The sequence below is a fragment of the Streptomyces humidus genome (assembly GCF_014649655.1).
Taxonomy (GTDB): domain Bacteria; phylum Actinomycetota; class Actinomycetes; order Streptomycetales; family Streptomycetaceae; genus Streptomyces; species Streptomyces humidus.
On record NZ_BMTL01000007.1, the window covers coordinates 44,586 to 63,914 of the forward strand.

Below are 19,329 nucleotides of genomic sequence, written 5' to 3' on the forward strand. Positions count from 1 at the left end.
GGGTGGCAGATGGACGAGTGGTGGCTGGTGTTCGTGCCGGATCCGGAGCGGTGGGGGCCGCTTCCGGAGGAGGGGGTGCTGGGGGTCCGCGACTTGCCGGCGGCTGTGGCCGCGGTGGGGCTTCAGCCGGGCGATCCGGTTTTTGTACGGCCTGATTTCGTGGTCGATCCCGAGCTGCTGGAATTCGTGCTCTCCCCGGAATTCCACCCGCTGGAGCGGGAAACTCGACGGAATTACGCCCTGGACATCCGGCTATTGCTGACTTGGTTGTGGCGACGCGGGATCCCGTGGCGGCAAGCGACTGAGAGCGAGTTGCGCGCGTACAGGGAATTTCGGTGTGACTCGCCACTCAACCCAAGGCGAATCAGCGGGACGAAGTGGGATAGGGAAGCGCCGGCTTTCACGCGGCTCTACCGGTGGGCGAAGGTCACGCCGCTGCCGGTGGACAGCCGGCGCCGGGCGGACCGCGCCGCGGACGCCCGCAGCTCGCGGGTGTCGTGGCTGACACCGCGAACCTGGGGTCTTTGGCAGGACGTGGGCCTTCGCGGCCTCGGTCCCGACGGGACACCGGTGCCGGGCTGGGACGCGCGGACCGAGCTTCGGAACACCTCGTTCGTCGGGTTCACGCTCAGCTCGGGACTGCGGCGGCAGGAATCCGGCGCCATGCTGACGTTCGAAGTGCCGTCCCGCCCGCTGCGCTCGGGCCGCTACTGCCACGGGCAGATGGCCCGAGCGCTCTCCCGGTCGAAACGAGACCGGACCTTCTACGCGTCGGTCGATTCATTGCGCCAGGTCAGCGCCTACGCGGAGTCGGAGCGGGCCTGGGCAGTCGAACGGGCCCAGGCCCAGGGACGCTACGAAAAGTTGCCGCTGATGCGGCTGATCACGAAGGTCACGACGGGCCTCACCCCGAAGGTCCACTGGGTCGACCGCGACGGCGTCCAAGGCCGATATGACCTGAACCTGCTCGACTGGCGCGAGCGGCAGTGGCTGTTCGTCGAGGGACCACAGGGCCCGGAGCCGGCGTGGTTGTGGCTGACCGAGCAGGGCATGCCCATGCTGCCGGACCGCTGGAACACCGTGTTCCGGCAGGCCAACCAACGGTGCGAGCAGGCTCTGCTGACTCCGCAGGAGCGAGAGACGCCCCGGCTGCTGCGGGTCGCGGAGATCCGCGGGAAGGTCCCGTACGCGACACCCCACTCCATGCGTCACTCGATGGCGCTCTACATGTTGATCCTGCTCAACGAGTTGATGGACAAGAAGTACGGGCTGACCGCTGCGGACCGGCGCGACTTCGCCCAGCTCTACGGCGACCCGTGGTGGCTGGTGAAGACCCTGTTGGGGCACAAGGACGTTGAGACGACGAAGGAGCACTACCTCCGCCCGGTCATGCATCTGCAACTGGAGTCGATCCTCGCCTTCGACAGCGAAGACGAGCACGGCGAGTCGGACGAGACGAAGGATCTGAACGGTCTGTTCGCCCGGCTGGCCCGGGAGACCTCCGGGATCCAGGACATCGAGGTGCTGGTTGACGCCCTGCCCGTCGCGGAAGCGTCATGAGCGGGAGAGGCCGCCGAGCGGTCCTGCCACCGCCGGACTTCCAGGCAACCGAGCGAATAGCCGCCGACGGACTGCAGGTCACCGTGGTCAACAAGGAGGGCTTCAAGCGGGTCTTCGACTTCGCCGAGCTCTCCGTACCGCAGCCGATGCGCTGCTCACTCGCGCGAGCGTTCGCCGCGCAGTCCATGGGATGGAACAGCCACTCAAGCGGCGAATCGTATTGGCGGTCCTTGGAGGTCTTCGCCCGGTTCCTCAAAGCCCAGGGGCACCCTGCCGAGGACCTCGGCGCCCTCACCTCGGCCACGCTCCGGCTCTGGCGCAACAACCACAAGGACACCCCCGGCGGGCGCGAGGCCCTCGCGAAGATGCGTACGCTGCTCAAGCGGGAGCCGAGGCTGGCGCAGGGCCTGGCCGCCGAAGAACTGGCCCGCCCGGTCCCGAAGAAGGGCAAGCCGTCCAAACAGTCCTACCGGCCGTCGGAGCGCGACCAGGTGCTCCTGGCCGCCGAGCGACAGTTCCGGGCCGCGCTGCTGCGGATCCGGGAGAACACCACGCTGCTGGACCGCTACCGGGCAGGCTCGCTGGACCCAACCAGCCGTGAGTGGAGGGTCGCGTCCGTCCTTGAGTGCTTGGCCGCCACGGGCGAACTGTCCGGGTACCCGGACAAGGAGGGAAAGGTCTACACCCGGGCCGAGAATCTGCTGCGCGGAAAGAACCGCGGGAAGACGACCGGCCGGCTGTTCCTGAGCCGGGCGGAGCTGACGGCGCTGGCCGTGATGATGACCGACCGCTACGGCTGGAACCTGTCGGTTTACGACCGTCTGCACGTGCCCGTCATCACCCCGTCCGCAGGAGAGAAGACCACGATCACCTACGAGGTCCTGGTGGAGAAACGCCGCTCCGGCGAGGGCAGGTGGTTCGCCACGGAGAACTACACCGACTCCGGCGCGGACTCACCGGGCCGGCTCATCACCCAGGCCCTGGAAGCCACGAAGCACGGGCGGACCCTGGCCGCCGCCCTGTCACCGGGCCACGACCTGCTGATGGTCGCCCGCAACCGGCGCCGTACGGACGTGGACTCCAACCTGGACCGGCCCCGGAACGTCGGCCCGCTGTGCTTCGGGGTGTCCAAGGCCGACGCGCGAGTGTGGGCCAGGACCCACAACATCGGCTCACCCTTCCAACGTGCCCGCAGGACGACCGTCACCACGACGGGAAAACCGCTGCAGCACAAGCCCGGCACCCACGAGAGCATCTACGTCCTGCCCGACAAGAACGTCCAGGAAGCCGCCGTGGACGTGATCGCGGCGGGCGCCCAGGAGGCCCTCGAACAGGCCCGCGACTACACCTTCCACGGGCGCCTGACGGACGCGGCCGACGCTGCCCACCAGGAGACCGCGACGGCGGACTGCGCGGATGAGAACAGCAGCCCTTGGCCGGACCCCGACGGCGGGTGCGGCGCCGACTTCCTGCTCTGCCTGTCCTGCGAGAACTCCCGGGTCCACACCGGTCACCATCCGCGCCTCGCGCTTCTGCGACGGCAGTTGATCTCGCTTCGCTCCGCCTGGCCCGAGAAACTCTGGCGCGAGCGCTGGGACGAACATCTCCTGCGACTCGATGACCTGCGGGTGAAGGTCAACGAGAGCACCTGGGATGCGGCACTGCGCCGGGTGACCGACCGCGACCGAATGATCATCGACCACCTGCTCGAAGGAGACCTGGCCCCGTGACGACCGCACTGTCCATCGAGGCCGATCCCTACATCCTGCCCCTGCCGGAACCCGACAGCCCGGTCGTCATGGACCGGTGGATCAGCGCCGGCAACACCCACCCCAACTCCCGGTACAGCGACGACATCTGGTCGATGGGACCGCTGACCGACAACCCCGGGGACAGCATCCACAAGATCAATTGGAGAAGGTGTCCCGCCACCCTGCGAAGCGAGTTCCGGCGCATCGTCTGGATCCTGATCAACGGCGAACTGCGACCCACCTACATACGGGAACGGGGCTTTCAGAACCGGACACGCGACGGCGTGATCAGTATGCGCGACAACATCCTGCAATGGCTGAAGTTCGCGCGCTGGCTCAACCGTCAAGGCGTGTCCCAGCTCAGTGACTGCACCATGGAGCATTGGAAGGCATACGCCGCCAAGTGCACCAGCGGCTGCACTCGCGATCATGCCCAGACGGTCCTGCGCTGGCTCTCGGACCTGTGGGCCTTCGACCAGCTGTCCGTTAACCCCTGCGGCATTACGCAGCCGCCCTGGGAGAGCGAGGGCATCGACGACTACCTGCCGGCCGCGACGGGCGAGGCGGGCGGGGAGAACAAAACCGAGCCGCTGGACCCGACCGTGATCGGCCCCTTGCTGACCTGGTCGATCCGCCTGGTCGAGGACTTCTCCGAGGACATCCTGGCCGCCTGGGCCGAGCGCCGCCGCATGCACGCCCGCGTGAAGGCCACCCCGAGCACGCGAGGGGGCCTGGCAGCCGTCAAGAACTATCTGCAGCCGCTGCTCGATTCCGGGGCCCTCCTGCCCGCCACCGTGAACCGAAAGCACGGCATCACCCTGGCCCACCACTACGTCGCCGCGGTCACGGGAGCCAGCTGGAACCAGGTCCACGACTTCTCTACTCGGCGCGGGCTCCGTGCTCTCGTCGCCCGGCGGCCCGGCCCCAGCCCGATGCAGGTGCCGGTGACAGGCCGGATTGAGGGGCGCCCCTGGCGTGAGTACATGGACTACGAGGAGACGCCGATCCTGGTACGGCACCTGGCCACGGCCGCCGCCATCGTGATCCTGTACTTGACCGGGATGCGCCCCCAGGAGGCCCAATCGCTGCGGTCTGGCTGCTGCCCCGATCCGGAACCCAACGAGGACGGCTCCATGCCGCGGCATCTGATCCGAGCCCACCACTACAAGAACGTCCGCAACTCCGACGGCCACCACATCTCCGCTGGTGAGGAGCGCGCCGTCCCCTGGGTCGCGATCACTCCAGTCGTGAACGCCATCCGTGTCCTGGAACGCATCGTCCCCAAGGGCGAGCTGTTGTTCAGCTCCACCCACCACGATGTCATCAGCCAGCGCAAGCACCACGGTGCGCTGAAGCGCGCCAGCCTGGGCCGCCGGGTCGAGAATCTCGTGTCATGGATCAACCAGGAGGCCACCGCCCAGGGCCTGCCCGCCCAGATGGTGCCGGAGGACCCGCACGGCAACCTCGGACTGAGCCGGCTGCGGCGCACGCTGGCCTGGCATATCGCCCGCCGCCCCGGCGGTCTGGTCGCCCTCGCCATCCAGTACGGACACATGCGCACCGCCCTGGACGCCCGCACCTCCACCGGCTACGGCAGCCGCGCCCGCCGGGGGTTCCACGGGGAACTCGACGTCGAGACCGCTCTCGCCGCCGCGCAGACCGCAGCCCGGCTGCGCGACGCCGCAGCGGCCGGAGAGAAGATATCCGGTCCCGCCACACGGCGGGCTCTCATCGGAGCCGCCTCGATCCCCGCCTTCGAAGGCGCCCTGACCACCCCGAAGGCCGCCGCCAAGTTCCTGGCGCGCGATGGCCTCGTCCTCTTCGACAATCCGGACGCGTTCCTCATCTGCGCCTTCAAGCGCGACACGGCCCTTTGCGAGCCGGATCCCGGGGCGACGGCACCCAACCAGTTCGCCTGCCAGCTCGGCTGCGGCAACGCGGTCCGCACCGACAGTCACGCGCAGGCGGCTCGGGAGCACGCTGATCGGCTCGACGCGAAGGCAGCCCTCGTGCCTCAGCCCCTGGGCGACCGGTTTCGCCGAACAGCCGACCGCTTCCGTGCTCTCGCCGACGCCCACGACTCCGCCGCCCAGTCCGCCGAGGAGGCCATCGCATGAACCAGCAGCACGAGGACGAACGCTCCCGCATCCGCGCAGCCATGGACCGCCTCCTGGCCGGCCAGCCCACCAGCTCCAACGGCAGCCTCACGGTCGTCGCGCTCGCCGCAGAGGCCGGTGTTCACCGCATGGCTCTGCAAAAGCGCCACGCCGACCTCAAGGAGGAGTTCTACGCGCGGGTGCGTACGGAAACGCACCAGACGCCGGAAGTCGAAAGGCGACTACGCAAAGAGGTCGTCCGACTGAAGGAAGCTCTCAAGGACTCCCGTGCTGCCGAGGCCGAGTCCCGGCATCGAGCGGAGCAGATGGCCCTCGCGGCAGCCGTCCTCATCCTCCGGCAACCCGATGGCCAGGACCAACCTGCCCCCGACAACGTCATCCCGCTCCGCCCGTCCAACGATTGAAGAGAGCAGGCCGTCACGCGGCGACGCCGAGCTCCTTGCGGGTCCCGGTGGATGAAGTCACGGACGGCCGGCTCGCGCCGCCAAGGGGCGAGGGCCGTGTTGACGAACTCGGCATCGTCCCCGATGCCTACGAGCCGCACCTGGACGTCGACTTCACCAGGCTCCGCAACGGCTTCGACGACGCGGCCTGACCGGCGGGCGGGGCCGTCGCTCTCCCCGCCCGAGCGCCCGGAGCGTACGCCCGCGTCTGCCAACCGCCGTCGCTCGGGGTGAGGGTGGCGCCTGGTTTCTCCGCTAGCCTTGCTGCCGGTCGCCTACTGGGGCTGGAACGAGGCCGGGAGAGAAGCATCGTGGTGAAGGTCCTTATCGCCGGGGGAGCCGGTTACATCGGCAGCACGGTCGCCTCGGCCTGCCTGGACGCGGGTATTACCCCCGTGATCCTCGACAACCTCGTTCGGGGCCGCCGAGAGTTCACCGAGGGCCGCACCTTCTACGAGGGCGACATCGCGGACGGCGCGCTGGTCGACCGGATCTTCTCGGAGCACCCGGACATCTCCGCTGTGGTGCACTGCGCGGCGCTGATCGTGGTGCCGGAGTCCGTCGCGGACCCGATCGGCTACTACGAGGCGAACGTGGCCAAGAGCCTGGCCTTCGTCGGCCACCTGCACCGCAATGACTGCGACCGCATCATCTTCAGCAGCTCGGCCTCCATCTACCGGGCCGAGGACGGCTCGCCCGTCAACGAGGACTCGCCGCTGGCGCCGCAGAGCCCGTATGCGCGGACGAAGGCCGTGTGCGAGGAGATGTTCGCCGACATCGCCGTGGCCGGGCCGCGCGTGCTGTCGCTGCGGTACTTCAACCCGGTCGGGGCCGACCCCGAGCTGCGTACCGGGCTCCAGCTCAAGCGGCCCAGCCACGCCCTGGGTGTGCTCATCCAGGCACACCAGGAAGGCCGTCCGTTCCCGATCACGGGGACGAACTACCCGACGCGCGACGGCTCGGGCATCCGGGACTACGTGCACGTCTGGGACCTCGCTGCGGCCCACATCGCGGCGATCGAGCGCTTCGACTCCATCCTCACGGGGTCGAAGCGCTCGATCGCGATCAACCTGGGCACCGGCTCCGGCACCACGGTCCGGGAGCTGTGCGCCGCGTTCAACAACGTCGTCAGCACGCCCCTGGCCACCATCGACGCCGACCCGCGGCCCGGTGACGTGGCCGGCGGCTACACCAAGAGCGACCGGGCGGCCGAACTGCTGGGGTGGACTCCGAAGCTGTCCCTGGAAGACGGCATCCGCTCCGCCCTGGACTGGATTCCGGTGCGCGACGGGCTGTTGAAGGACTGATCCGCCCCTTCCCGCCCTCACTCCTGCCGGGCGCTCGGGTCCGGGAGGAGGCCGGCTTCGAGGGCGAGCAAGTGTTGCAAGGCAGGAGCGAGCCACGCGGTGTCCCACCGGTGGTCCGCCGGTGCATCCCGGTAGGCGTCGTGGGGGATGCCGAGCGCTTCGAGGAGCTGGCGGCCGGCGGTCCAGTCGGCTTCCAGGGTGCCGATGCCCCCGAGCGCGATGCGGCGGGCTCCGTGGAGGACCTGGGCGTGGCGGCGCAGGTTCTGCCGCACGTCGTACTCGTCGAGCCGTGCGGTGCTGCCGGCGACGTCCACGAGCTGCGGGTGGGGCGGCCGGTCGCTGAGCAGTGAGGCATCCCAGACGCTCGCGACGGCGAAGAGGCCAGGGTGCCGGGTCAGCAGGTTGAGGGCGGCGAAGCCGCCCTTGCTGAATCCCAGCAGGTGCACCGGAGGCCGGGCCTGGCCGCCGAGCAGGGCCAGGACGGTCGGTACGACCACGCGGACGAGGTGGTCCTCCTGCTGGCAGTCGGCCCGGGTGGCGTGGTTGACCAGCCAGGGCGACTCGCTGAACGTCGGTGCGGCGAAGACGGCCCCGTCGCGCAGGTGAGCCGGGAGCCGTCCGATCTCGGCGAGGCTGTGGCCGTACTTGCGCCCGTCGTCCTTCTCGACGGGCAGGGCGAGCACAACCCTGCGCACCCGCTGCTCGGGCCAGATCACGGTGACTTGCGTTCCCGGCCTCTGGAACGGGCTCTCCAAGAGGACCAGCCGGGTGCCCGCGGGCAGGTGTTCATGGGCGGAGGGCGGCGACGGCATCGTGGTAGGTCTCCCAGTTGTCGCAGTTGAACCGGAGGTCGTCCGGCCTAAGCGGCAGCGCCGTGAGGTGGTTGCCGGTGCTGATCCAGCGCCGGACGGCGTCGATGAGGTAGAGCTCGCCGGTGGGGCGGGGCGGGCACGCGCGCAGGGCGTCGAAGACGAACGGCCCGAGGACCCAGCGGGCGGCGCAGGCATGCACCCACTGGGCACCGGCGTGGTCCAGGAGGTCCCTGCCGAAAGCGACGGCGGCCGGACCGGGGCCGCTCCCGGGCGCGTCGGCCGCGCCCAGGAGGGTCTCGTGCGCGGGGATGCTCCCCGCCGGGAAGACGCGGGTCAGGACGGAGCAGTCCGACGTGCTGGCGACGAGCCGCTTAAGTGGCGTCTCGCTGCCGACGGCGCCGCGGATCAGGTTGTCCCCGAACGCGAGGACGAACGGCTGGCCTTGGGTCCATGTCTCGGCGGCGAGGACGGGGGCGCCGGGGCCGGCGCCGTCGTCCTGGACGCGGTAGGAGAAGTCCATGCCGTACGCGGCGCCGCTGCCGAAGTAGGCCGGGATCTGCGGCTTGCTGGCAGAGATCACGAACAGGACGTCGGTGATCCCTGCCGCGCGCAGCTCGTGGACGAGGTGTTCCAGGATCGGCCGTCCTCCGGCGGGCAGCATCTCCTTGGGCATGATGCGGGTGATCGGGGCCATCTTGGTCCCGGCTCCGCCGGCGGCCACGACTGCCCTGGTGATCGTGCGCGACATGACGTCCCTCCCGGTCAGGCGCCCGTCCGGGCGGGCGGGGTGGCTAGCCAGTCGAGCCAGGTGCCGTAGACGTCGCAGTGGGCCACGATGTCGGAGCGGCTCACGCCGCCGTCGTGGCTGGCCATGATCATGCGGGGGGTGGCGTTGCCGAAGTGCCCGATGGAGATCTCGCGCAGCGGGCGGCGCTGGCTCAGCTCGGCGAGGGTGTCGACGAGGCGTTCCCGGCCGCCCGGCGAGCCGAAGATCTGGTAGATCGACCACGAGAAAACGAGGACCAGGTGCTGGTCGTCGGGGGTCTCGGCGACGACGTCGGTGAGGTGGTCCTGGGCGGTGCCGGCCAGGATCGTCGGCGGAGTGCGGCTGGCCAGCGCCAGGGCGGAGTTCAGGGTGCGCATCCGGCCGGTCTGTTCGGGCCAGGTGAGGCTGACCAGCCACTCGGTGGCCACGGGGTCGGTGACGTCCACCGGACTCGGTTCGATCCCGACCGGAGGTGCGAACCGCGCCGGATCCAGGGTCAGGGGCGGCGTCCCGCCCCTGACCTCGCAGTGCAGGACCGTGTCCGGGTCGCTGTCCGGCAGGGTGAGCCGGTGCCCGTCGTAGTCGTAGGTGTAGCGGTCCCAGAGCAGGGCCAGCCCGGCGCTGGCGCCCACGTCCACGATCCTGATCGGCCGGCCGTCGTCGAGCTGCTGCTGGAGCGCGGCGAAGGCGGGCAGCAGGACGGTACAGCGGTTGACCTCGTTGGTCTGGACAGCCCGGGTCGAGATGATCTGCCGGATGGCTTCGGCGTGGCGGCGGCAGAAGTCCGTCAGCAGGTCGGCGGCTCGGTCGTCGGTCAGGTCCTCGCGGCCGGTGAAGTAGGGGGCGAGCGCGTGCTTCACACCGCGGCGGAGGATGTGGTGGACGGCCCCGAGCAGCATGTTCGGGGCGGGCTGTCCCGGCTGGGTGAGGGCCGCGAGGTCGAGCAGCTCGGGGGTGCGGGCGACCGCGCGGGACAGGGTGGCGTACAGCGGGGACGGACCCGTCGCCTGCTGGTCGGCGAACCGCCGGAAGGTCTCCGCGAGCTGGGTGTGGGCGGTCATCGGTCAGTCTCCTCAGATGATCTTGTAGCCGGAGTCGGCGAGCTGCTGCACGGCGCCGAGGCTCTGGCCCCGGCGGGCCCACCACTTCTCCTCCTCGGCGGCCATGGACGCCTGCACCTTGGCGATGACGGCCGCGACCTGGTCGCGGGGGACGATCACCGTGCCGTCCTCGTCGCCGACCACGACGTCCCCGGGGGTGATGCGGACGCCGTCGATGTCCACGGGGACGTTGACCGCGCCGTCCTCTCGGGCGGCGGGGTAGTCGTAGTTCAGCGGGGTGGCGCCGCGGGCGACGGTGGGGAAGGCGATGCGGCGCAGCTCGGTGAGGTCGCGGACCATGCCGTCGACCAAGACCCCGGCGATGCCCCGGGTCTGCATGTGCGCGGCAGTCACGCCCCCGAAGCACGAGCGTTCCTTGCCGCCGCCGGCCGCGACCACGACGACGTCGCCGGGCTGCGCCAGGTCGATCGCCGCGCGGCGTACGGTCACGTCCGGGCCCAGCGCGGTGACGGCGCTGCCGCACAGGACCAGGCCGGGGGTCTGAAGGCGCAGGCAGTGGGAGAGTGCGCCGGTCTTGCCGAGGGCGTCCACGATGGAGGCGACCGGGATGCGCGACAGGGCGGCGATCTCGCTGCGGGCTGGGCGGGTGATCTCGGTGTGGATCTCGCGTGCAGGCATGGTCGGTGCCTTTCGTTCAGAGGGACGGGGTGTCGGAGAGTTCGCGGAGCGGCGCCAGGTCCTGGGCCATGAGGTCGTCGGGCGACAGAGCAGCGGCCAGCCCGGATGAGTCCACGGTCAGGACGGCGCGGGTGGTCCGGCACAGCAGATGGGCGAGGGACTGCACCAGGGCCGCGAGCGCGAAGTCGTCGACGCGCGGCAGCCGGAAGCCATGCGCCCCGGCACCGGAGTGGCCGGGGCCGTCACGGTGCAGGAGGAAGGGCCGGGTGCCTGCCGCGGTGGCGGCGTTGACGGCCTCGCGGGTCGTCCTGCCGGCCGAGTCGTAGGCCAGGAGGAAGACCACGTCCTCCCGGCTGGCGCTGCTGAGCTGGTGGCGGACGCCGTGGGCGGGGTCGGGGTGGTCGTTGAGGATCGCGCTCATGTCGGCCAGCGAGGGATCGCAGACGACGAGCGGGGGCTGTACCCCGTCGACGCCGAGCGGCGCGTCCCAGCGCAGGTTGTGCGCGAAGTGCTCGCCGACGAGAGCGAGAGGCCCGCCGTCCGGGCACAGCACGTAGATCCGGCGCCGGTTGCGGATGGCGTCCGCGACGGCCTCGGTCGCCTCCCGCAGGAAGGCCCCCAGCAGTTCGGTGTCCACCGCGGCCAGGGCGTGCAGGTGCCGCTCTGCCCGAGTCGGCAGCGGCTCCGTGCCGGGGCCGAGCGCGGTGGCGGCGGCCAGGGTCAGCACGGTCAGCATGGCGTCCTCGCTGATCTGCTGGTCCGTGGTCCCGGTCGCCCAGACCATGCCGTCGGCTGGCTCCATCTGGGTGCCGTCGCCGCCCACCAGCGCCAGCACCGGCACGCGGTGTTCGGCGCAGAGCCGGACGGCCTCAAGGATGTTCGCCGACCGGCCGCTGACGCTGGCGACGATGACCAGGTCCACCCGGCCGATGCCCCTGGCGAGCGACCGCGCGAAGGTCGTGCGGTACTCGTCCCGCTGCGCGGTGTAGGCCAAGGTCGCCGGGCTCATCATCGCGTCGTTCACCGGCACTCCGGCATGGGCGTGGAGCTGGAGGAGGGCCGAGCGGACGATCGCCGAGGAGCCGCCGTTGCCGAAGGCGCGGATCTCGCCGCCGTCGGCAGTGGCCTTGGCCAGCAGGTCGACGGCCTCGGTGCCGCGAGGGAGCATGCGGCGGACGGCTTCGCCCACCTCGGTCACGTACGCGTGGGCGAAGTCCTCGTACACAACGGTGGTCACGATGGGTCCTTCCTTCGTCCCTTAAGCGGGCCCGGCAGAGGTCAGCCAGGGCTCGACCGCGGGCGGGAACTCGATGTCGAACAGGCGGCGGCGGACCGGGCCCAGGGCCGCGGTCAGGTCCTGGCAATCGAGGCGGCAGTCGACCGGCCGGTCCCCAGTCGCCGCGTCCGTCTCGCCGGCGCGGACGTGATCGGCGGGCAGGTGGAACCTGCGCGCGATCAGCAGAGCCATCCGGTACTTGGTCAGGCCCTGCTCCGCACTCCAGTGGGCAACCGAGCCCAGGCGCTGCCCTTGCAGGAGGGCCCCGGCGAGCCGGCGGCACACCTCGGCGGCCTCGTCCGCGTGCGTGGGGTAGCGGACACACACGTCGTCCAGCTCGACCGGGGCCCCGGAGGCGACCTGGCGGGCGATCTCGGTCAGGTTCGTCTCGGCCGCGAACCGCACGGGCCCGTACAGCACGGGCAGCCGCAGGATCGCCGCGTCCGGGCAGGCGGCACGCACGGCGTGCTCGCGAGGAGCTTCCACCGGCCGTAGGCGTTCAGCGGGTTCGGGAGGCTGTCGGGCCGGTAGGGCGGCGCCGTCCCGTCGAAGACGTAGTCGCTGGAGATGTGCACCAGCCGGGCCCGGCACCGGCGAGCGCCCTCGGCGATCAGCCGGGCCGCATCCACGTTTGCCTCGCGGGCCCGGTCCGGGGAACCAGCCCATACCGCGGGGCGGCGCTCGCCCACGCAGTTCACGACGACGTCCGGCTGGTACCGGCCGAGCAGGCGCGCGATGGCGCCGGCCGACGTCGCATCGACCGCGACCAGAGCGCCAGCGGTCCGGCTGAAGGCGGCGCCCGTCACGGTCATGTCGCCGAAGGCCCGCATCACGCTGCGGCCCAGGAGCCCGGACGCACCGAAGATCACTGCTCGCATCCCTCACCTCCACGGTGTGGCGAGGTGAGTCAGACAAGCGGAGGCGCAGGCGTGATCGGCAGAGGTCGCCGCGGTGTAGCCGGTGCACACACCAACTCGGTGTACGGGCACCGGTTTTGCTGCCTGGTGTACGTACACCAGGCCCCATTCGCCCCATCTTCAGGCGGTCCCCTGAGCGGTGGTACCTTCCGGCCAGGACCCCGCCGGACTTGGAGTGCCCATGGAGCCAGCAGCGGTTGACGCCCCGCCGGCCAATGTGCTCGGCGCCCTGTTACAGCAGTTGGGGATGCGGCCGGAGCAGCTCATCGCCCGCATCAACCAGCGGCGGGCCCGCCGCGGCTGTTCCCCTCTCAGCCCGAAGGCGGCCTACCCCTGGCTGCGCGAGATCCCCTCTCTCCCGCAGCCCGATAACCAGGCGGACGCCCTGGCCGTCCTCACCGCCAGGGCTGGACGGTGCATCACCGCGGCCGACGTCGGATGGGACCTGCCTCGTCCCAGGACCCGTCACCGTCACCTCGACGCGCCCGGCGACGCCCCCCTGGAGGCCCTGCTCCAGGAGATCAGCCAAGGAGACCTGATGGACCGCCGCAACCTGCTCATGCTCACCGGAGCCGCAGCCACCGCCCCCGCCCTCGCGCTGCTGCTCGGCCCGATAGCGGAGGCTGCCGCCGCGCCGTCCGCCACGCGCCTGAGCGAGAAGCTCGTCGGCTCGATCGAGAGCGCGGTCCGGGACCTCCGGGAGATGGACGACTCCACCGGGAGTGCCAGCGGCGACCTCACCTGGGGCCTCGGCATCTGGCAGAGCACTTCCCGGGTCGTCGCACAGGCCCGGGGCCACGGGCCACTCGTCGACCGGCTCCAGACCGCTTACATCGAGCTGAGCGAGCAGGTCGGCTGGATGCTCTTCGACGCCCGCCAACAACCCCAGGCCCAGCGTGTCTACCACACGGGGATGCGGCTGGCGCGCGAGGCCGGAACGTCGTTGACTGCCCGTCACTCGACGGCCAATCTTGTTTCCTCCGCCGCGTACCAGGCCGCATGGCTGGGCCACCACAACGACGCCGCCGCGCTCCTCGACATCGCCGCACGGACGCCAGAGCTTCCGTCCGCAGTGGCGGCGGTGATCGCCGACCGGCGTGTCTACGCCGCAGGACGGCGGCACGACCCTGACGCGGTCCTCCGATTCCGCGACGAAGCGCTGCTCCACCTCAGCTCTCCAGACGAGCGCACACCGTGGTGGGCGACTTGGCTCACGAAGGACTCCGTGGACGCCGCCACCGGCCGGGCCTGGCTCGCCTGCGACCAGCCGTCACGGGCCGTCCCCTTCCTGCGCAGCCGCGTCGAGGCGAGTGCACCCGACTACCCGCGCGACCACCTCTACGCAGTGCTCGACCTGGCCGACACTGTTCACCAGTGCGGCGACGACGACCAGGCACGGGAACTCCTCGATCAGGCCGAAGGGCTCATCGGCACCGTCAGCTCCCAGCGCATGGTCCATCGGTTCGAAGCCCTGTCGTCGGCCGTCGCCGGCGTGTGAAAAGGGGCCAAGGGATGCTCTTGAAGCGTTGAGGTTCTGCTGAGCCATGGAACATGACTGAAGGGAACGGCCCGTGACGATCGCCCCCGAAGCTCCGACGACAACTCCCCATATCCCCGGCTTCCTTGAGCTGGAGATCACCCGCCGCTGCCAGCTCACGTGCCCGACGCTCTGCTTCGTAAAAGCGGGCCCGACCCAGGGGCACGGCACCATGACCGGCGAGGACTGGAAGCGGGTCATCAGCGAGGCCGCCGCCCTCGGCGTCAAGAAGATCCAGCTGATCGGCGGCGAACCCACGCTCCACCCCGACTTCGCCGCGCTCGTGGAACACGCCCTCGCCCGGGGACTCGAGGTTCGCGTCTACACCAACCTCTACCGCGTCCGCCGTGAGCACTGGACGCTTTTCAGCCGTCCCGGCGTCACCCTGGCGACGTCGTACTACGCCGACACTGACGAGGGACACGACGAGGTGACGGGGCGCACCGGCTCCCACGCCGCGACCCGCGCGAACATCATCGAGGCGCACCGCCGCGGCATCCGTGTCCGGGTCGGCATCGTCGACGTGCGGGACGGACAGCGCGTCGAGCAGGCCCGCGCGGAACTGGAAGTGCTCGGCATCACGGACGTGCACATCGACCGAGTCCGCGCCGTCGGCAACGCGGCCAAGGACACCGGTCTGCCGTCCACGTCCGAGCTGTGCGGCCGGTGCGCCAGGGGCACCGCCGCGATCCTGTCGGACGGCACCGTGACTCCCTGCGTGATCGGCCGCTTCCTCCCGGCCGGGCAGATCAGGAACGCCCCGCTGGCCGGGGTGTTCGCCTCGCCGCAGTGGCAGCAGGTCGCCGCGAGTATCCCGGCCGGCCGCCTCGACCCGTGCGGCCCGGACTGCGGCCCCAACGACGACAGCCAGGGCGGAGGCGGAACCTGCGGCCCCGCCGACGACAGCGCCATCCCGAACTCTGCGGGCTGAAAGGCAAGGACCCCCTTGAAGGACTGGGAAGCAGCAGCACAGCGGCTGGCCGCCGGCACCGTGATCCGGCCCGAGTCACGCTGGTATCAGCCGGTGGCCACCACCCCACGGCACCTCTTCGTGCCGCGGTGGTGGACCAGGGCCACGAACGGCGACGGCGAGGAGGTGTGGCAGCTGCGCGACGGCGCGAGCGACACCGAGGCGTGGATGCGAGACACCTACGCCGACACCACGCTCGTCACCCGCGTCGGGACCCTCCACGCCGACCACGCCGAGGCGGGCCAGACACCTGCCCGGGGGCGGACGGGCCGCTCCACCTCGTCCTCCACGCTGCCCGCGCTGATCCTGACGATGTACCGAGCCGCATGGATCACGGACACCTCCAGGCTGCTGCTGACCTGCGGCAGCGGCTACGGCACCGCCCTGGCCTGCGCCCGCCTCGACGAGAAGCAGGTCACGAGCGTGGACGTTGATCCGTATCTGGTGCACGCGGCACGGAAGCGGCTGGCCGAGGCCGGCCACCATCCGCGCCTCGAAGTCTGCGATCTGACCGGTGACCTGCCCGAGGGCACCTACGACCGGATCATCTCCACCGTCGCCGTGCCCGCCGTACCCGCCTCGTGGCTCAAGGCGCTCGCCCCCGGCGGACGGCTGGTGACCACCATCGCCGACACCGGGCTGGTCATCGTCGCGGACAAGACCTCAGACGGTGGCGCCCTCGGGCACGTCGCGCCGGAAGCGGCGGGATTCATGGCCGCGCGGCACGGCGACGACTACGACGACACCTTCCCGGAGAACCCGCCGCTGTGGCAGACCGCTCAGCACGCCGAGGGCGAGAGCATCACCACCAGCCGCTACCCGCTGATGTACGTGCCGGACACCTGGGACGTGCGCTCCACCCTCGAACTCATCGTGCCTGGCATCGACCACCGCCAGCACACGGCGGACGACGGCACCCGCACCGTCTACATGCTTCGCGCGGACGGCTCGTGGGCACGCGCCACGGCCGCCGGGCGCAGGGACTCCCCGACCGTGCACCAGGGCGGGCCCCGGCGGCTGTGGGACGAACTGGACCGCATCCGCACCTGGCTCGTGGTGGACGGCGACCTTCCCATCCGCGGGGCCAAGGTGACCATCGCCCCCGACGGAACGGCCACGTTCTCCCGAAAGGGCTGGTCGTCCACCCTCACCTGAGCATTCAGCGCAAGGTCATGTCATCGTGTGCGGCGAGTCCTGACGATCATGGAAGCGATGGCACACTGATCTGCCCAACTTGCCCATCACACCTGGGAGATCACCTGATGAACGCCGCCCAAACCGCCGGCGCCCAGCGAACCGAACCAGCTGAGGATCGCACCGGCGGCTGCCTCTGCGGTCGCATCCGCTTCACCGCCCAGGGCCCCGCAGTCTTCCCCCACACCTGTGAATGTGGACATTGCCAAAAACTCGGCGGCACCCCCGTGATGTGGTGGGTGGGCTTCAAGACGGTCACCTGGATCGGCGAGGGTGGCGAGCCGACCTGGTACGAGACCTTCCCAGGTGAGGCGAAGCGCGGCTTCTGCCCGACCTGCGGCAGCCGCGTCGCGGCGATCGACAGCGACATCCCGGAGATCGGCATTAACGTCACCGCCCTCGACGACACCAGCGGCGAAGACCTCGTGCCGATCCACGCCTCCTTCCACGACAACGCTGTGCGCTGGCTGCCCTCGGTAGCGAAGACAGAGCCCACCACGGCCAGCTGACCGAGAGCCGACGGAAGTCCAAAGCAGTCCAGGGACGCTCAGGGCACTTCAGAAATGCGCGGAGCTACTTCCTGGATGAATTCGGGCTGCCGCCCCACCGAGACGAAATCGGAAGCGAGAGCCAGAACTTTGGGTTTTCGGGCGGTGTCGGTTTCGACGAGTCTGGGTGCGCGGAGCATCGGGACATCGGCGATGAATTGTGAGCCGCCCGCGAACGGGTCCGTCGAATTCATCGAAGAGACCACAACGCGCCTGTAAACACGGCAGAGTTGGTCTTACAGGAACTACTCAACCCGTTCGTTGGATGGCCGTCCCGCACCTTCGACGGCCGCCACCGCGCGCCGCCACCTAGAGGAGGCACAAGACGTGAACACAAGGACTTGACAGGGAAACATGCAGTTGTCCGCACTGCCAGAAGCTCGGCGGCGGCCCGATGATGTGGTGGGCCGGCTTCGCCCCCGAGGACGTCAGCTGGACCAACGGGATCGAGCCGACCTGGTTCGAGACGTTCGAGGGCGAGGCCCAGCGCGGCTTCTGCCCCAACTGCGGAAGCCGTCTCGCGGCGATCGACAGCGACATCCCGGAGATTGGCATCGTCGTTCCGGCCCTGGACGACACCACCGGTGACGATCTCGTCCCCGTCAACCAGTCCTTCCGCGACAGCTCCGTGCGCTGGCTGCCCCAGGTGCCGGACATCCAGAGCAGCTCCGTCAGCTGAAGCGCAGGAGATCCTGGGGCGCGGGGAAGCGGGCAGTTCTTTGCCCTGACTCGCAGAGCCGGAGCGGAACAAGCCGCATCGGCTAGTGGCCGCCGATAGACTCACAGTGACCCTTGCCGCTATGTGACGGCGGCCAGCTACTTCAACCGGGGCGCCTTCGGCGGCCCTTAGATTGAGGCGTTCATGCAGGACGACCGACCCGTGGTCGGCGTGATCGACTACCGCACCGGAAACAGCCAGAGCGTGGTCCACGCGCTGAACTTCCTCGGTGTGCCGAACCGTCTGCTCACCTCGCCCACGCAACTCGACGGCATCGACCGGATCATCCTTCCTGGCGTCGGATCAGCCGGGACCACGATGACCTACCTGTCCGAAGCCGGATGGCCCGAGGCGCTTCACGCCCGGGTTATCGAAGGCCGCACCCCGTTCCTGGGCATCTGCGTGGGCCTGCAGGTCCTCTTCGAGACAAGCGAGGAACAGGACGCGACATGCCTGGGCTGGCTGCCCGGGACCGTACGGGCCTTCAACGGCGCCGACGTGCGGGTGCCGCAGATGGGCTGGAACCAGGTACACCGCACCTCGACCCATCCCTTCCTGGCCGGCCTGCCGGAAGCGGGTCACTTCTACTTCGTGAACAGCTACTACGCCGACCCCTCAGACACAGGGGACATCGCGGCCACTACGGAGTACGGCCTGCCGTTCACCTCTGCCGTCGCACGCGGCAACATCATGGCCACGCAGTTCCACACCGAGAAGTCCGGCCCGCTGGGGCTGGACCTCCTCGAGCGGTTCGCCAAGACCCCGCAGGAGGAGCTGTGCCCGGCCTGAACGTCGCGACCGGGCTGACCACCCGGCTCATCGCCTGCTTCGACATCATCGACGGCCGGGTCACCAAGGCCCGCCGCTTCGAGGACAACATCGACGTCGGCGACGCCGCCGAGGTCGCCGCGTCGGTGTACGCGGACGGCATCGACGAGATCATCTTCTACGACATCCTCGCCAGCGCGCAGCGCCGCCAGGCGGACCTGGCCACGATCCGCAAGGTCGCCGAGACGGTGTTCGTGCCGCTGACGGTGGGCGGCGGGATCCGGTCGCTGGAGGACATGCACGCGGTGCTGGCCGCCGGCGCGGAGAAGATCAGCCTGGACTCGATGGCGGTGCGCAATCCCACGATCATCACCGAGGGGTCGGCCGAGTTCGGCCGCCAGTGCATCGTGCAGTCCATGCAGGTCAAGCGCGTCCCGGTCACGGCCGAGATCCCCAGCGGGTACGAGGTGTTCATCGACGGGGCCCGGCAGGCCACCGGCATGGACGCCATCGTGTGGGCGCGCCGTGGCGAGGAGCTGGGGGCCGGGGAGATCTGCGTCAACTCCATCGACCAGGACGGCACACACGAGGGCTACGACCTGGAGATCACCCGCCAGATCGCCGAGGCGGTCAACCTGCCGGTGATCGCCTCCGGCGGCGCCGGTTCAGCCGAGCACGCGGCGGCGGCGTTCACCGAAGCGGGCGCGTCAGCGGCGATCGTCAGCTCGCTGCTGTACTCGCCGCGCATGGAGCGCACCGTCCCGGTCGCGGAGATCAAGGCCGAGCTCGCCAAGCGGTACGGGCTCCCGGTCCGCCTGGACTGAGCACGCTCCCTCCCGGAAACGACGCCGGGCCCGGCCGCTGAACGCGGTCGGGCCCGGCTTTGTTTTCCGGCGCCGCACGGCC

20 protein-coding genes and 1 pseudogene are annotated in these 19,329 nt (G+C 70.1%); 13 read left to right on the top strand and 8 right to left on the bottom strand.

What is annotated here, in order from left to right; all coding sequences use genetic code 11:
• Positions 1-9: 9 nt before the first annotated feature.
• From IE239_RS09795 to galE, 6 genes are all read left to right on the top strand, one after another.
• On the top strand, positions 10-1,560 hold the full coding sequence (locus IE239_RS09795) for a site-specific integrase (protein WP_190148901.1): 1,551 nt from the start codon (positions 10-12) through the stop codon (positions 1,558-1,560).
• Positions 1,557-3,290 (top strand): hypothetical protein, encoded by a 1,734-nt coding sequence (locus tag IE239_RS09800; RefSeq protein WP_190148902.1) that lies wholly within the window; start codon positions 1,557-1,559, stop codon positions 3,288-3,290. The genes IE239_RS09795 and IE239_RS09800 overlap by 4 nt, the downstream gene beginning before the upstream one ends.
• On the top strand, positions 3,287-5,428 hold the full coding sequence (locus tag IE239_RS09805; RefSeq protein WP_190148903.1) for an integrase: 2,142 nt from the start codon (positions 3,287-3,289) through the stop codon (positions 5,426-5,428). The genes IE239_RS09800 and IE239_RS09805 overlap by 4 nt, the downstream gene beginning before the upstream one ends.
• Positions 5,425-5,832 (top strand): hypothetical protein, encoded by a 408-nt coding sequence (locus IE239_RS09810; RefSeq protein WP_190148904.1) that lies wholly within the window; start codon positions 5,425-5,427, stop codon positions 5,830-5,832. Before IE239_RS09805 ends, IE239_RS09810 begins: the two co-directional genes overlap by 4 nt.
• A 47-nt stretch (positions 5,833-5,879) precedes the next feature.
• Complete coding sequence (locus IE239_RS09815; RefSeq protein ID WP_190148905.1) at positions 5,880-6,023, top strand: hypothetical protein; 144 nt, start codon at positions 5,880-5,882, stop codon at positions 6,021-6,023.
• A 159-nt stretch (positions 6,024-6,182) separates the two neighbouring features.
• Positions 6,183-7,178: a UDP-glucose 4-epimerase GalE gene (gene galE / locus IE239_RS09820; protein WP_229877982.1), complete on the top strand. Its 996-nt coding sequence runs from the start codon at positions 6,183-6,185 to the stop codon at positions 7,176-7,178.
• A 17-nt stretch (positions 7,179-7,195) separates the two neighbouring features.
• On the opposite strand, the gene IE239_RS09825 is transcribed toward galE, so the two are convergent.
• The 7 genes from IE239_RS09825 to IE239_RS09855 form a co-directional block, all read right to left on the bottom strand.
• Complete coding sequence (locus tag IE239_RS09825) at positions 7,196-7,894, bottom strand: alpha/beta hydrolase (protein ID WP_190148906.1); 699 nt, start codon at positions 7,892-7,894, stop codon at positions 7,196-7,198.
• A 70-nt stretch (positions 7,895-7,964) separates the two neighbouring features.
• Positions 7,965-8,738, bottom strand: coding sequence for a sugar phosphate nucleotidyltransferase (locus IE239_RS09830; RefSeq protein WP_190148907.1), 774 nt, complete (start codon positions 8,736-8,738; stop codon positions 7,965-7,967).
• 14 nt (positions 8,739-8,752) lie between these two features.
• Positions 8,753-9,817 (bottom strand): DUF2332 domain-containing protein, encoded by a 1,065-nt coding sequence (locus tag IE239_RS09835; protein WP_190148908.1) that lies wholly within the window; start codon positions 9,815-9,817, stop codon positions 8,753-8,755.
• Between the two features lie 12 nt (positions 9,818-9,829).
• Positions 9,830-10,495 (bottom strand): RraA family protein, encoded by a 666-nt coding sequence (locus IE239_RS09840; protein ID WP_190148909.1) that lies wholly within the window; start codon positions 10,493-10,495, stop codon positions 9,830-9,832.
• A 16-nt stretch (positions 10,496-10,511) separates the two neighbouring features.
• Positions 10,512-11,732 carry an SIS domain-containing protein gene (locus IE239_RS09845; protein WP_190148910.1) on the bottom strand — a complete coding sequence of 407 codons (1,221 nt, stop codon included), beginning with the start codon at positions 11,730-11,732 and terminating at the stop codon, positions 10,512-10,514.
• A 21-nt stretch (positions 11,733-11,753) separates the two neighbouring features.
• Positions 11,754-12,257 carry a sugar nucleotide-binding protein gene (locus tag IE239_RS09850; RefSeq protein WP_190148911.1) on the bottom strand — a complete coding sequence of 168 codons (504 nt, stop codon included), beginning with the start codon at positions 12,255-12,257 and terminating at the stop codon, positions 11,754-11,756.
• Positions 12,149-12,649, bottom strand: coding sequence for a sugar nucleotide-binding protein (locus tag IE239_RS09855; protein ID WP_190148912.1), 501 nt, complete (start codon positions 12,647-12,649; stop codon positions 12,149-12,151). Before IE239_RS09855 ends, IE239_RS09850 begins: the two co-directional genes overlap by 109 nt.
• Positions 12,650-12,869: 220 nt before the next feature.
• Between IE239_RS09855 and IE239_RS09860 the strand changes: the two genes are divergently transcribed.
• The 4 genes from IE239_RS09860 to IE239_RS09875 all read left to right on the top strand — a co-directional run bounded on the left by IE239_RS09860 (position 12,870) and on the right by IE239_RS09875 (position 16,898).
• Entirely contained in the window at positions 12,870-14,186 is a 1,317-nt protein-coding gene (locus IE239_RS09860) for an NsdA family TPR-like regulatory protein (RefSeq protein ID WP_190148913.1), read from the top strand.
• 73 nt (positions 14,187-14,259) lie between these two features.
• Positions 14,260-15,156, top strand: a complete 897-nt coding sequence (locus IE239_RS09865) for a radical SAM/SPASM domain-containing protein (RefSeq protein WP_190148914.1) — start codon at positions 14,260-14,262, stop codon at positions 15,154-15,156.
• A gap of 15 nt (positions 15,157-15,171) precedes the next feature.
• Positions 15,172-16,350, top strand: a complete 1,179-nt coding sequence (locus IE239_RS09870) for a methyltransferase domain-containing protein (RefSeq protein WP_229877984.1) — start codon at positions 15,172-15,174, stop codon at positions 16,348-16,350.
• A 107-nt stretch (positions 16,351-16,457) separates the two neighbouring features.
• Entirely contained in the window at positions 16,458-16,898 is a 441-nt protein-coding gene (locus tag IE239_RS09875; RefSeq protein WP_190148915.1) for a GFA family protein, read from the top strand.
• A gap of 38 nt (positions 16,899-16,936) precedes the next feature.
• On the opposite strand, the gene IE239_RS09880 is transcribed toward IE239_RS09875, so the two are convergent.
• Positions 16,937-17,131 (bottom strand): hypothetical protein, encoded by a 195-nt coding sequence (locus IE239_RS09880; protein ID WP_190148916.1) that lies wholly within the window; start codon positions 17,129-17,131, stop codon positions 16,937-16,939.
• Between the two features lie 164 nt (positions 17,132-17,295).
• On the opposite strand from IE239_RS09880, the pseudogene IE239_RS09885 reads away from it, so the two are divergent.
• From IE239_RS09885 to hisF, 3 genes and pseudogenes are all read left to right on the top strand, one after another.
• A pseudogene (locus IE239_RS09885) lies at positions 17,296-17,616 on the top strand (GFA family protein); the annotation flags it as partial.
• 183 nt (positions 17,617-17,799) lie between these two features.
• Positions 17,800-18,444: an imidazole glycerol phosphate synthase subunit HisH gene (gene hisH, locus IE239_RS09890; protein WP_229877985.1), complete on the top strand. Its 645-nt coding sequence runs from the start codon at positions 17,800-17,802 to the stop codon at positions 18,442-18,444.
• The gene (gene hisF / locus IE239_RS09895; protein ID WP_190148918.1) at positions 18,432-19,247 is read left to right on the top strand and encodes an imidazole glycerol phosphate synthase subunit HisF; all 816 of its coding nucleotides are present in this window, start codon (positions 18,432-18,434) and stop codon (positions 19,245-19,247) included. The genes hisH and hisF overlap by 13 nt, the downstream gene beginning before the upstream one ends.
• Positions 19,248-19,329 lie beyond the last annotated feature (82 nt).

What these genes read in the sequence shown, in the direction of transcription:
- IE239_RS09880 (WP_190148916.1), bottom strand. Translation starts at nt 17,131, where the DNA reads ATGAATTCGACGGACCCGTTCGCGGGCGGCTCACAATTCATCGCCGAT.
- IE239_RS09835 (WP_190148908.1), bottom strand. Translation starts at nt 9,817, where the DNA reads ATGACCGCCCACACCCAGCTCGCGGAGACCTTCCGGCGGTTCGCCGAC.
- IE239_RS09800 (WP_190148902.1), top strand. Translation starts at nt 1,557, where the DNA reads ATGAGCGGGAGAGGCCGCCGAGCGGTCCTGCCACCGCCGGACTTCCAG.
- IE239_RS09840 (WP_190148909.1), bottom strand. Translation starts at nt 10,495, where the DNA reads ATGCCTGCACGCGAGATCCACACCGAGATCACCCGCCCAGCCCGCAGC.
- IE239_RS09855 (WP_190148912.1), bottom strand. Translation starts at nt 12,649, where the DNA reads ATGCGAGCAGTGATCTTCGGTGCGTCCGGGCTCCTGGGCCGCAGCGTG.
- IE239_RS09810 (WP_190148904.1), top strand. Translation starts at nt 5,425, where the DNA reads ATGAACCAGCAGCACGAGGACGAACGCTCCCGCATCCGCGCAGCCATG.
- IE239_RS09860 (WP_190148913.1), top strand. Translation starts at nt 12,870, where the DNA reads ATGGAGCCAGCAGCGGTTGACGCCCCGCCGGCCAATGTGCTCGGCGCC.
- hisH (WP_229877985.1), top strand. Translation starts at nt 17,800, where the DNA reads ATGCAGGACGACCGACCCGTGGTCGGCGTGATCGACTACCGCACCGGA.
- IE239_RS09795 (WP_190148901.1), top strand. Translation starts at nt 10, where the DNA reads ATGGACGAGTGGTGGCTGGTGTTCGTGCCGGATCCGGAGCGGTGGGGG.
- IE239_RS09830 (WP_190148907.1), bottom strand. Translation starts at nt 8,738, where the DNA reads ATGTCGCGCACGATCACCAGGGCAGTCGTGGCCGCCGGCGGAGCCGGG.
- IE239_RS09875 (WP_190148915.1), top strand. Translation starts at nt 16,458, where the DNA reads ATGAACGCCGCCCAAACCGCCGGCGCCCAGCGAACCGAACCAGCTGAG.